The sequence below is a fragment of the Nocardioides sp. genome, assembly GCF_050699375.1.
Taxonomy (GTDB): domain Bacteria; phylum Actinomycetota; class Actinomycetes; order Propionibacteriales; family Nocardioidaceae; genus Nocardioides.
On record NZ_JBOHDN010000299.1, the window covers coordinates 1 to 12,110 of the forward strand.

Here is a 12,110-nt window from a genome sequence, read left to right on the forward strand (position 1 = left end):
CGCACCCGCACGAGTTCGAGCTCTACTACGACATCTAAACCAGACGCGGGAGTAGAGATCGAACTCGGCTCCCACGTCTGAGAAGCGGCGGTTGACCGGCAGCAATAGGCTGTCCGTCAACCGCCGCTTCGCGTTCTGCGCACATGGGTTGGCTCGTTGGAAGGAATGGATGATGTACGTCCAGACGCCGTCGCCGACGTCGGAGCCTTTGCGCCCGCTGATCGTGTTGGCCGGACCTGCCTGCTCGGGCAAGTCGACACTGGGACAGCTCGTCGCGGCAGAGATCGGCGTGCCCTTCGTGGACCTGGATGCGGTCGCCGCGCCCGACTACGCCGAGACCGGTTGGAGTCTCGACCGACTGACCGAGCGGATCGGTGCGGTGGGGAGGGTCTCAGCCGAGCGGGAGCGGGAACCGGCACGAATCCACGCCGTCGAGCGTGTGGTCAAGGACCATCCCGGTGCTGTCATCGCATTCGGGGCAGGCCACACGTCCTACACGAATCCGGCCTACCACGAGCGCCTCCGCGACGCGTTGGCCCCGCCTGTGCACGTCGTGCGCCCATCTCCATCTTCCGACCGCGACCAGGCCCTGCGCGTCCTGCGTACCCGATCCGTCGCCGCGACTGGCAGCGACCGGATCCACGACGGACATGATCTGCTCGCCGAGTGGCTAGATGACCCTGTTGTGTCCGATCTCGATACGCACACCGTCTATACGGACGATGACCTCCTCGCCCAGACCGCCCGCGCCGTGGTTGCTGCAGCCTCATAACGCACCGCCACGCGTCTACACTGACCCCATGACCGCAATGAGGGATGAGATCCACCAACTGGTGGACCGACTGCCGGAGGAACAGCTCGCACCTGTGCTGCAATTGATCCGCCGCGACGAGCGCCGTGCTCGTGCCGTCGCCACCCTCGAGACCGTGCAACGCCGGATGGCTGGCGTCACCGGCGTCGACGACGAGATCGATGCGCTGCGTGACGGTGGTCGTGGCTGACTCATGCGTGGTTGACACCGGGGTCTTCGTACGCTGGTTCGTCGACCAAGAAGGCTTCGAGCACGCCCGCGAACTCCAGGCCGACCTCGTCACAGAAACCACTACCGTCGCGACCATCGACTTCGCCCGCGTCGAGGTTGCTGGCGTCCTCCGGAAGAAGGGACTCCTGCCGAAGCTGCTGACCGAGGACGAGTTCGCGGCTGCGGTCCGCGTCATCGACGACCTCGGCGTCACCGTGCACGAGACCGATGCGGACCGACTCGAGCGCGCTGCCCGACTCGCTGCAACCAAGATGCTCCGGATGTACGACGCCCTCTTCGTCGGCCTCGCCCAGGAACTGGACCTACCGCTGCTGACCAGCGACGTGAAATTGAAGAACGCCGCCGCGGACATCATCGACATCGAGGTGCTCCGTGGCGTAGGCGGGCGCCGTGCCGCCGCGGACGCGCTCTCGGCGGAAACAAACGACCTCGGGCTGGCATGACTCGCCGGTCGTCATCTACGACGTCAACGTCCTCTACCCCAGCACCCTGCGCGACGTGCTCATCCGCATCGGCCCCGCCGACCTCGTCACACCCCGCTGGACCGAAGCCTCCTCGACGAGACCTCCGCAACCTCCGCGCCAACCGGCCCGACCTCGACCCATCCGTGCTCGACCGGACGCGGCGCCTCATGGGCGTCGCCATCCCCGACGCCTCCACCACCGGATACGAGCACCTCATCGAGGAGCTTGACCTCCCCGACCCCGACGATCGCCATGTCCTCGCCGCCGCACTCCACATCCGAGCCGGAACGATTGTCACCAAGAACCTCCGAGACTTTCCCAGGCGGGTTCTCGATCCCCAGAATGTTCGGGCGGTGCACTACATCTCTACTACGACATCTGAGTCGTAGCTCGATCGAAGACTTCTGATTCGATCAACGATGGCCCCGGGGACCCCGGGGCCATCGTCATTTTGGAAGTGCTGCGTGCGTAAATCCGCCCCGGGGTTCGTCCTGATGGTCTGGAAGGGTCAGACAAGGTCGTGTTCGTAGGCGAACGCGGCCGCTGCGGTGCGTGACCCCACGTCGAGCTTCGCGAAGATGTTGGACAGGTGCCGAGCCACCGTCTTCTCCGAGAGCACCAGCTCGGTGGCGATCGCCGGATTGCTCCGCCCCGCAGCAACGAGCCGCAGCACCTCCAGCTCACGGGGGCTGAGCCCCGCCGGTACCGAGGTGTCCCCCAGCAGTTCGGCAACCTCACGCACCGCCGGCCCTGCCCGGAGTTCAGCGAAAGCGCGGCGGGCCACGGTCAGCTCGCCGGCAGCTGACTCATCATCGCCGAGCAGCCGTAGCGTCCTGCCCGCCAGCACCCGACACCGCGCGACCTCGTACGGCGCCTCGAGCTCGGCCCATTCGTCCGCGCCCCGGCGAGCAGCCGTCAGGGCGGTCTCGAGCTCGCCGCGCGCGAGTGCGATCAGCGCCGTTGCGTGGTCCCCGGTTGCCCTCAGTGCACTGCAGTCGAACGCGGTGCCGAACTCGCGGAGCTGGTCGGCCAGCGCCGCTGCGTCATCGAGATCGCCCGAGGCGACCAGCACTTCAACCGCCGCGGGCAGCACCTGTGAGCGATGAACCGGGTCCTGCCGCTCGGCCAGCAACCGCCGGACAATGGGCACCGCTGTGACAACGCGCTGTCGGCCGAGCCAGAGCAGCGCTCGGCCAGGCTGTCCGGGGTGGCCGTACGTTTCGGCGCGATCGTAGGCAGCCTGGGCGCCGGCGTGATCACCGAGCAGTCGCAGGACCTCCGCCCGCTCGTAGTGTGCTTGGCCCACAGCCGGGTGACCACCATCTGCGGCATACCGCTCTGCAGCACGCTCCAGCTCGACCAGAGCATCTTGGTACGCACCATGGAGCCTCATCAGCTGGCCACGGTGCACAGCGCACTGGCCCGTGAAGGCGACCAGACCGGGCTGGGTGTCGCACCATGTGGTCAACGCGTGGGTCCACTCGGCGGCCCGCCCCAGGTCCGAGATCTCTTGGCAAGCCTCGATCGACGAGCAATAGATCACGCCCGAGAAGATCGCCGAGACTTCACCGGCCAGAACTGCGACCATAGCTTCGTCCAGAAGGCGCATTCCGTCAGCGACACGGCCCGAGAAGATCATCAGGCGCCCCTCCGTGTGCACTCCCAAGGCCGTCAACTCTGCGTCTGCGAACCGCCGGCCGTACTCGGTGACCTTCGGTGCGGTGGCAACCGCCTCGCCGAGCTCGCCCCGCATGATGTGTCGCATCGTCGCCCGCTCGAGTAGATATCCGCGCTCCACCACATCCTCGCGGTGTTCGTCGAGCTGCCGTTCGGCTCGGGCCAGCCAGCCGCTGCCGATGGCGACCTCGCCGTCCTGCCACAGGGTGGCGACCAGCCGATAGGCCGCTCGGACGGCAGCGGGAACATCCCCCTGTTCGAGATACTCGCGGTAGGCCCGCTGCAATGCCTGAACGGTGTCATTGCGACGACCGAGCAGGAACGCCGTCGTGGCAAGCGCGGTGAAGTCGTCCCCGGACAGATCGGACTCGTCCTGGTCCGACAGCATCCGATAGGCCTGCACCCAGTCGCGACGCTCATAGGCCTCGCGAGCCCGATGCAGATCGTCCAGGACGCTCATGGCGCATCATCCCCTAACGCCATGAGCGTAGTCGTTGCCGTGGACCGAGCGATCAGCCTTCGTCATCGCGACGGGCGGCGCCCGAGCGCACGGGTCTGGCTGCCCGAGCAGCCATCTCCGCGGTGATCGGGAGCGACGCGAGCAGCGTTTCGCTCGTCGATCTCATGCCACAGCAGGTGCCGGGGCCGGAGTCCGGGCGGCGATGCGGCGCGCGAGGTACGCCGCGTCGCGGCTGACCCCGTTGACTTCCCCCGAGGCGAAGCAGTACTGGAACGCCAGGCCGCAGAAGTAGAGGCCTGGGATCGCGTCGACGATGCCGCGGTACTCGACCGGCCAGCCGTCCTCGACCGGAAGCGGCAGGTCGATCCAGTCGTAGCTCTGCCGGAAGCCGGTGGCCCAGACGATGCTCGCCACGTCGAAGCTCCGTCCGTCCGCAAGGCACGGCCGACCGTCGACCACATCGGTGACGTGCTCGGTGATCCACTCCACGTCGCGGTCGGCGAGGTGGTGGCGCTTGACCCGTAGCTGGGGAGCCCCGTGGTGCCGGATCTTCGCCATGACCTTGCGCCCCATCGGGGTGCGTCGCGTCAGTACATGGCTGAAGACGAACTCGATGACGGGGAAGGCCTTCTCCAGGCGACGGGTTCCCCACTCGAGCGGGACGTTGCCACGTTCCGGCCCGACCAGCGTGGTGGGACGTGTCGCCGCGATCTCGTAGGCGATATCCAGACCGCTGTGCGATGCACCGACGACCAGCACGGGGCCGTCGGGAAGCTCGTCGGGGCGCTGGTACTCGCTGGAGTGGAGCTGCCGGATGCCCGCGTCGATCTCGCCGGCGAGCTCCGGGACCTGCGCCGCACGGCCGAAGGTGCCGGTTGCGACGACGACGTGGTCGCAGGTCACCTCGTCGTCCCCGAGCGTGGCGGTGAATCCGCCGTCCTCGCGGCCGGCGAGTCGCTCGACGCGGGTCTGCATCCGTACCGGCAGGTCGTTCGCAACGGCGTACAGCTCGAGGTACTCGGCGAACTCGTCCTTGGTCGGGAAGTGCCACTGGTCGCCAGGGAACGGTACGCCGTCCAGGCTGTTCGCCCGCGCTGGCGTGAACAGCGTCAGGGTGTCGTAGTGGCAGCGCCAGTTGTCGCCGATGCGGGCCATGCTGTCGACGATCAGGAACTCGCGTCCGAGCCGCTGGAGCTGGTAGCCGGTCGCCAGACCGGCCTGCCCGGCCCCGATGATCAGGATCTCGATGTGTTGTGTGTTCATGCCGTCGACGCTAGGTACGACGTACCGCACCCCGCATCGGACAACAGACCCAACTTCCTCACCGGCGGCGATGGGTGGATTCACCCATCGGCGCGGAGGCACACGACGGGGTTGACGGGGTTGACGGGCTTGGACGCCTCCGCCGCCACCCGACGACTCGGTGAGCGTCAGTCGGTACGTCTCGCCCGCAGCCATTCGTCGTACGGCACCGGGTCGGCGTCGTCCTCGGCCTGGCCGACGATGCTGTCGGTGAACCAGGTGCGCAGCGACACCATCTCCGGCGTGGAGCGCAGGGTGAGCAGGTGGTGGGTCTCGCTGAGCGTATCGGCCAGGTTGTCCGCGGCCAGCAGCTCACGAACCACGGGGGCCATCTCGCGGGGAAGGGTCATCTCGATGTCGACCTGCTCCAGCCCCGCCGCGGCCGCGTCCAGGGCGGTGCGACGACCCAGATGACGCGCGAAGGCCGGTCGGGTCACCAGCCGCTCGATGAGCTGGCCCAGCTCGCGTGGCGGCGTCGCGCCCTCTTCCGAGTCGATGAGCTGGAGCTCGCGAACCAGGTCATCGAGGCGCTGGTCGATCTGGAGCCCGAGCTGCACCGGACAGCCGGGCAGCCGCACGGTGACCCAGTCCGCTGGGAGGGCGGCAGGCTCGGCCATCGCCTGCTCGCCGTACTCCACCATGGGCGGTCGTACGTCATGCTCGACACCGTCGCCAGCGAGGTCGGCCCAGATGCGACGGCCGTCGGCACGCTCCTCGATCCCCCAAGATTCCGCGAGCACCGAGACGATCACCAACCCGCGTCCGGTGGTGCCCTGGCTCTCGACGGGTGGAGGGGCCACGGCACGGAGCGGGACCAGCGCGCCGTCGTCCTCGACGCTGAGCCGTACGGCCGGCTCGAGGTCACGCAGACGGACGTGCATGTAGGGGCTGCCGCTGTGCAGGGCGGAGTTGGCCGCCATCTCGGTGATGCACAGTGCGGCGTCGTCGATGAGATGTGCACGGCCCCACTCCGCGAGCCCGTCGGAGACGAATCTGCGCGCGCCGGGAACGCTGGCGGCCTCGGCCGCGAGGCGCACCCGCAGCTCAGGACGGCCCCCGTAGGGCACGGACATCATGGAGCCAGTGTGCCCGCGTTCGCCTCAGCCGTCACCGGACTGAACTTTCAGAGTGCGGTTGTCAGCCGTGGCTCACGAGGCTTTCTTCCGCAGCCACGGGATCATGCCGCCCGCCAGAACCATCGCGATCTGTCGCTCCGAGAGCCGATGCGTCACCGGATAGTCCCGGTTCCGCGTGGTGTTCCGCACCGTGATCTCGCGACCATCGGCGAGCGCGTCACGAAGGCCCTCGATGACCAGACGGTCGCCCACTCGCACCTCGTCGTGGTCCGTGGAGCCGGCGAACTCCAGGGCCAGCACGCCGAAGTTCGCCAGGTTCTGCCAGTGGATGCGGGCGTAGGAGTCGGCCAGGACGAGTCGGAGACCCAGGAAGCGGGGTGTGATGGCGGCGTGCTCGCGAGAGGACCCCTGCCCGTAGTTCGCTCCCCCGACGACGGCGTGTCCACCCTCCTCGCGCCACTGCTGGACGCGTTCGACATACCCCTCGTCCACCTGCCCGAAGGTGAACTCCGCGAGCTTGGGGATGTTGCTGCGAAACGGCAGCACCCGGGCACCGGCAGGCAGGATCTCGTCGGTGGAGATGTCGTCACCGACGACCAGCCCGACCGGCACCTCGAGCCGATCGGGCAATGGGTCGAAGTCAGGCAGCGAGGAGATGTTGGGTCCCTTGACCAGCTCCGTGCGCGCCGCCTCGTCCAGCGGCAGCGGAGGCTCCAGCATCGACGTGTTCACGCTCGACCTCTCCGGAAGGTCGAGCGACGGCCATCCGATGTCGAGCAACCGGGGCAGGTCTCTGGGGTCGGTGATCTCCCCCGTCAGCGCCGCGGCCGCCGCGGTCTCCGGAGAGCAGAGGAACACCGAGTCGTCAGCGGTCCCCGATCGGCCGGGGAAGTTGCGTGGCATGGTCCGGAGGCTGTTGCCGGTCGAGGTCGGCGCCTGGCCCATGCCGATGCAGCCCAGACACCCCGACTGATGCAGCCGTGCCCCGGCAGCGACGAGGTCGAACGCGGCGCCCATCGCCATGAGCTCCTCCAGGCTCTGCCGCGAGGTCGGGTTCACATCGAAGGAGACCCGGTGATCACATTGGCGCCCCTTCACGATGGCGGCCACGCTGGCGAAGTCACGCAGCCCGGGATTCGCCGACGACCCGATCACCACCTGCTCGACCGGCATGCCGGCGACCTCTCGTACGGGCACGACGTTGCCCGGTGAGCTGGGTTTGGCGATCAGTGGCTCGATCGCGGAGAGGTCGATCTCCTCCTCGAGGTCGTACGTCGCCGCGGCGTCAGCCGTGATCTCCTCGAAGTCATCGCCGCGGCGCTCGCTCACGAGGAAGTCGCGTACGCGCGCATCGGCGGGGAACACCGTCGTGGTGGCACCGAGCTCGGCGCCCATGTTGGCGATCACGTGCCGGTCCATCGCGGAGAGCGTGTCCACTCCCGGACCGTGATACTCCACGATGCGGTTGACCCCGCCCTTGACGCCGTGCCGGCGCAGCATCTCCAGGATGACGTCCTTGGCGCTGGTCCACTCCGGCAGCTCCCCGACCAGGTGGACGCCCCAGATCTCCGGCATGGTCAGGTGGACCGGCTCTCCGGCGATGGCCCGGGCGACCTCGAGGCCGCCCACCCCCATCGCCAGCATGCCGAGCGATCCCGCGGCCGGGGTATGGCTGTCGGATCCGACCATCGACCGTCCCGGAGCGCCGAACCGCTGCATATGGGTCGGGTGGGAGACCCCGTTGCCGGGCTTGGAGAACCAGATCCCGTAGCGCCGGCACGCCGAGCGCAGGAAAGCATGGTCCTCGGCGTTGTTGCTGTCGGCCTGCAGCAGGTTGTGGTCGACGTACTGGACCGAGACCTCGGTCCGGGCACGGTCCAGCCCGAGGGCCTCGAGCTCCAGCATCACCATCGTGCCGGTGGCGTCCTGGGTGAGGGTCTGGTCGATCCGCAGCCCGATCTCGCTGCCCGGCCGCATCTCGCCGGAGACGAGATGCGCGCCGATCAGCTTCTGCGCCACGTTGCGTGCGGTCATGGTCATCACTGAATCGGAGCTCCTCGATCGGCTGGCCTTGACCGATCGGTACCCACACCGAGGCCTCATCAGACGATGGGGTCACGGCGCCGGGAAGGAGGCGACATACGCGCCCGGACGCACGAAGGGCCCCGACCGCATGCGGTCGGGGCCCTTCAGTGGTTAATTCAGGAGACGCGGACGTTCTCGGCCTGCGGGCCCTTGGGGCCGGCGGTGACGTCGAACTCGACCTTCTGGTTCTCGTCGAGCGACTTGTAACCGCTGGACTGGATCGCGGAGAAGTGGACGAACACGTCCTCGCCGCCGCCGTCCTGCGCGATGAAGCCGAAGCCCTTGTCAGCGTTGAACCACTTGACGGTTCCCTGAGCCATGATTTTTCCTTTGTTCGGTGCTGGGGACACTGTGCCCCCTGCCGCTGAAGACACCCGCCCGTGCTGATGTCCAGCGAACCGAAAACCAGGAGTAAGAGATACAAGCCGCGACATCGTGTCGTGGCAAGGACGGCTTGCGGAGCCGTCCCTTCAACATGACCAACAGTACGCCATCGTCCGGAGTTTTCAGAGGTTCCCGAACGCAGACGCCCCGACCGGGGCAATATTGCGCCATGCCAGCGAGCCCGAACCTGCCGTTCGGCGTACGCCTCGGCTACGGCTCGGGCTCCGTTGCGACCGGCACGTTCGGCACCATCCCGGGCCTGATGCTCCTCCCCTACCTGACCGACAGCCTCGGCATCGCCGCCCTGGCTGCGGGGTTCATCGTCTTCGCACCGAAGGCGTGGGACGTCGTGCTGAACCCGATCGCCGGCCGGATCAGCGACCGGACGGTGGATGCGCGGGGCCCGCGGCGGCCCTGGCTGCGCCGGGCCGGGATCGCGCTGGCGGTGACGTTCGCGCTGCTGTTCGCCGCGCCGTCCATGGCGACCGGGCTCGAGGCGCTCTGGGTGCTGGTCGTGTTCCTGGCCTGCGCGACGGCGTACGCGTTCTTCCAGGTGCCCTACGTCGCGATGCCCGCCGAGCTGACCGAGTCGTATGACGAGCGCACCCGCCTGATGACCTGGCGGGTCGCGATCCTGGCGCTCACCATCCTGCTCGCCGGTGCGACCGCGCCGATGATCCGCGACTCCGTCGGCGGCCGCGACGGCTATCGGCTCATGGGCGTGGTGATGGCGGTGCTCATCCTCGTGGGGGTGCTCAGCTCGTACGCCGGCACCCGCCGGGCGCCGATCCACACCGTCGAGCCGGGTGCCGGCAGTCTGCGCGACCAGCTCCGGATCGTCGCGGCGGCGCCCGACTTCCGCCGGCTGCTCATCACGTTCGTGATCCAGGCCGTCGCGTTCGGCGCGATGCTGGCCGGGGTCGACTACCTGGCCGGCGACGTGCTCGGCAGCGGCGGCGCGGCGACCGTACTGTTCGTCTGCTTCGTCGGCCCCGCGCTGCTGCTCACGCCCGCCTGGGCGGCGCTCGGCGCCCGGGTCGGCAAGAAGCGCGGGTACGTCGCCGCCTCGGGCCTCCTCGTCGTCGGCGCGCTGCTCGCCTCGACCGCCCAGACGGCACCGGTCGCCGTCGTCTATGCCGCGGTGGTGCTGGTCGGGGTCGGTTACGCCGGGTGCCAGGTGTTCCCGATGGCGATGCTCCCCGACGCTGCCGCCGTCGACGCCCGGCGCACCGGCTCGAGCCGGATCGGCGTCTACACCGGCGTCTGGACGGCGGGTGAGACCCTCGGGCTCGCGCTCGGACCCGGCGTCTACGCCGCGGTGCTCGCGATCGGTGGCTATCGGTCCTCGACCGGCGGCGACGTCGCCCAGCCCGACTCGGCACTGACCGCGATCACCCTCGGTTTCTCGGTGCTGCCGGCCTGCCTGGCTCTCCTCAGCCTGCTGTGGCTGCGGAGCTACTCGCTTACCGCCGAAGACGTCGATGGGAAGGTGGCCCGATGACCGACGCTCTCGCCCTGCTCCGTTCGATGCAGGCCGCGGACCTGCCCGTGCACGGCGGGCGCACCCTCGCCTATGTCTATGACTCCGGGCTGCCCGACATCGACCGGATCGGACGCGAGGCCGTGGCGGCGTACGCCGGCTCCAACGGGCTGGACCCGACCGCGTTCCCGAGCCTGCTCAAGATGGAGACCGAGGTGGTCGGTATGGCCGCCGATCTCCTCGACGCGCCGGAGACCACGGTCGGCACGGTCACCTCCGGTGGCACCGAGTCGGTGCTGCTCGCGGTGCAGGCTGCGCGCGACGCCCATCGCGCGATCGAACAGTCCGGGATCGAACAGTCCGGGATCGGGCGGCCTCGGATGGTGCTCCCGACGACCGCGCACGCCGCGTTCCACAAGGCCGCGCACTACTTCGGGGTCGAGCCGGTGCTGGTGCCGGTCGGGCCCGACCTCCGCGCGGATCCGGTCGCGATGGGCGCCGCGATGGACGAGCGCACCGTGCTCGTCGTGGCATCGGCGCCGTCCTACGCGCACGGGGTCGTCGACCCCGTCGCCGCGATCGCGGCGGCCGCGGCCGAGCGCGGCATCCGTTGCCATGTCGACGCGTGCATCGGCGGCTGGGTGCTGCCGTACGCCGCACGGCTGGGGCGCGACGTACCGGCCTGGACGTTCGCCGTCGAGGGTGTCACCTCGATCTCCGTCGATCTGCACAAGTACGCCTACGCGCCCAAGGGCACCTCGGTGCTGCTGCACCGCACTCCTGAGCTGCGACGGCCCCAGTTCTTCGCGTCGGCCGCCTGGCCGGGCTACACGATGCTCAACTCGACGATGCAGTCGACCAAGTCGGGTGGCCCGCTGGCGGGCGCCTGGGCGGTGATGCGGTCGCTGGGCGACGACGGCTACGAACGGCTCGCCCGCGATGTCTTCGAGGCGGTGGACGCCATCGCCACGGGCCTCGCCGACATTCCCGAGCTCGCCGTGGTCAGCACTCCCGACTCCACGCTCCTAGCCCTCACCGCCGACGGCACCTGTGACCCGTTCACGATCTGCGACGAGATGGCCGCCCGCGGCTGGTACGTCCAGCCCCAGATGTCCTATGCCGGCGCACCCGCCACCATCCACCTGTCGGTGAGCGCCGCGACGCTCCCCCACGTACCGGACCTCCTCGCCGCTCTGACCGAATCGGTCGTCGCCGCGGTGGCGGCCGGCCCGGTCACCGTGGACCCGGCCGTCGCTGCGTTCATCGGGGACCTGGACCCGCTCACGCTCTCGGAGGAGGACTTCGACGGGCTGCTGCTCGCGGCCGGGCTCACCGGCCCGGCCGACACGCAGGGCGACCTCGCCCTGCCGCAGCGGATGGCCGAGGTCAACGCGATGCTCGACCTGGCCGCACCGTCGATGCGTGAGGCGCTGTTGATCGCCTTCCTCGACAGGCTGACCCGACCTCGCCGGGGATAGGCCCAGGACGCGACCGGACGCGTTCAGCCGGCCATCGCGGCGATTCGGTGATCGGCGCGACCCAGCACCTCGAGTGCGCCCTCGACGTCGCCGGCGGCCAGTGCGCGGCGTACCTCGGTGGAGGAGCAGGTGCGCTCGCCGAGGCGGACCAGGTCGACACCGCTCACCTCGAAACCCAGCCGGCGACCGGCCTCGGTGAGGAAGGCGACGTCGCCCTCTCCCCCGCAGCCGCAACGGAAGTTGTCGCCGACCACCAGCGAACGCAGCCCGAGGCGGCCGACCAGGCCCTGCTCGACGAAGTCGGCCGCAGGCTGGGCGGCGAGCTCGCGGGTGAAGGGCAGCACGATGACGCCGTCGACGCCGAGAGCGAGCGCCTGCTCGATGCGGTCCTCGACGGAGAGGAGCTGGAGCGGTGCGCGTTCGGGGGCGAGCACCGCCAACGGGTGCGGCTCGAAGGTGACGAGCACGGTGGGGAGGCCGAGCCGGTGTCCTTCCGTGAGGGCGGCCTCGACCAGCGAGACGTGCCCGCGGTGGAAGCCGTCGAACACGCCCACCGTGGCCACGGACGCCTCGAGGTCTGCGAGAGCGGGCCAGTCGCGCCACACGCGCTGGTGCTGGGGACTGGTCATCTGGCGTTCCTCTCGATGGCCGAACCGGTCTGC

12 protein-coding genes are annotated in these 12,110 nt (G+C 69.1%); 5 read left to right on the forward strand and 7 right to left on the reverse strand.

From position 1 onward, the window contains the following. Positions 1 to 172: 172 nt before the first annotated feature. From ACRDPS_RS21325 to ACRDPS_RS21335, 3 genes are read left to right on the forward strand one after another with little or no spacing between them, the layout of a single operon-like run. The gene (locus tag ACRDPS_RS21325) at positions 173 to 772 is read left to right on the forward strand and encodes a shikimate kinase (protein ID WP_431503670.1); all 600 of its coding nucleotides are present in this window, start codon (positions 173 to 175) and stop codon (positions 770 to 772) included. 28 nt (positions 773 to 800) lie between these two features. Further along, positions 801 to 1,001: a hypothetical protein gene (locus tag ACRDPS_RS21330; RefSeq protein ID WP_431503671.1), complete on the forward strand. Its 201-nt coding sequence runs from the start codon at positions 801 to 803 to the stop codon at positions 999 to 1,001. After that, the gene (locus ACRDPS_RS21335) at positions 982 to 1,485 is read left to right on the forward strand and encodes a type II toxin-antitoxin system VapC family toxin (RefSeq protein ID WP_431503672.1); all 504 of its coding nucleotides are present in this window, start codon (positions 982 to 984) and stop codon (positions 1,483 to 1,485) included. The genes ACRDPS_RS21330 and ACRDPS_RS21335 overlap by 20 nt, the downstream gene beginning before the upstream one ends. An 86-nt stretch (positions 1,486 to 1,571) precedes the next feature. Here ACRDPS_RS21335 and ACRDPS_RS21340 read toward each other — a convergent pair whose 3' ends face one another. The 6 genes from ACRDPS_RS21340 to ACRDPS_RS21365 all read right to left on the reverse strand — a co-directional run bounded on the left by ACRDPS_RS21340 (position 1,572) and on the right by ACRDPS_RS21365 (position 8,426). Further along, positions 1,572 to 1,865: a hypothetical protein gene (locus ACRDPS_RS21340; RefSeq protein WP_431503673.1), complete on the reverse strand. Its 294-nt coding sequence runs from the start codon at positions 1,863 to 1,865 to the stop codon at positions 1,572 to 1,574. Between the two features lie 149 nt (positions 1,866 to 2,014). Continuing rightward, on the reverse strand, positions 2,015 to 3,643 hold the full coding sequence (locus tag ACRDPS_RS21345; RefSeq protein WP_431503674.1) for a LuxR C-terminal-related transcriptional regulator: 1,629 nt from the start codon (positions 3,641 to 3,643) through the stop codon (positions 2,015 to 2,017). Positions 3,644 to 3,805: 162 nt separating this feature from the next. Beyond that, positions 3,806 to 4,906, reverse strand: a complete 1,101-nt coding sequence (locus ACRDPS_RS21350; protein WP_431503675.1) for a flavin-containing monooxygenase — start codon at positions 4,904 to 4,906, stop codon at positions 3,806 to 3,808. A gap of 167 nt (positions 4,907 to 5,073) precedes the next feature. Then, positions 5,074 to 6,021, reverse strand: a complete 948-nt coding sequence (locus tag ACRDPS_RS21355) for an ATP-binding protein (protein WP_431503676.1) — start codon at positions 6,019 to 6,021, stop codon at positions 5,074 to 5,076. Positions 6,022 to 6,093: 72 nt separating this feature from the next. After that, the gene (locus ACRDPS_RS21360; RefSeq protein WP_431503677.1) at positions 6,094 to 8,061 is read right to left on the reverse strand and encodes an aconitate hydratase; all 1,968 of its coding nucleotides are present in this window, start codon (positions 8,059 to 8,061) and stop codon (positions 6,094 to 6,096) included. Positions 8,062 to 8,222: 161 nt separating this feature from the next. Continuing rightward, positions 8,223 to 8,426, reverse strand: a complete 204-nt coding sequence (locus ACRDPS_RS21365) for a cold-shock protein (RefSeq protein WP_431503678.1) — start codon at positions 8,424 to 8,426, stop codon at positions 8,223 to 8,225. Between the two features lie 233 nt (positions 8,427 to 8,659). Between ACRDPS_RS21365 and ACRDPS_RS21370 the strand changes: the two genes are divergently transcribed. Then, positions 8,660 to 9,991, forward strand: a complete 1,332-nt coding sequence (locus tag ACRDPS_RS21370) for an MFS transporter (protein ID WP_431503679.1) — start codon at positions 8,660 to 8,662, stop codon at positions 9,989 to 9,991. Continuing rightward, entirely contained in the window at positions 9,988 to 11,448 is a 1,461-nt protein-coding gene (locus ACRDPS_RS21375) for a pyridoxal phosphate-dependent decarboxylase family protein (RefSeq protein ID WP_431503680.1), read from the forward strand. Before ACRDPS_RS21370 ends, ACRDPS_RS21375 begins: the two co-directional genes overlap by 4 nt. A gap of 23 nt (positions 11,449 to 11,471) precedes the next feature. Here ACRDPS_RS21375 and ACRDPS_RS21380 read toward each other — a convergent pair whose 3' ends face one another. After that, on the reverse strand, positions 11,472 to 12,077 hold the full coding sequence (locus tag ACRDPS_RS21380; protein ID WP_431503681.1) for an adenylyltransferase/cytidyltransferase family protein: 606 nt from the start codon (positions 12,075 to 12,077) through the stop codon (positions 11,472 to 11,474). Positions 12,078 to 12,110 lie beyond the last annotated feature (33 nt).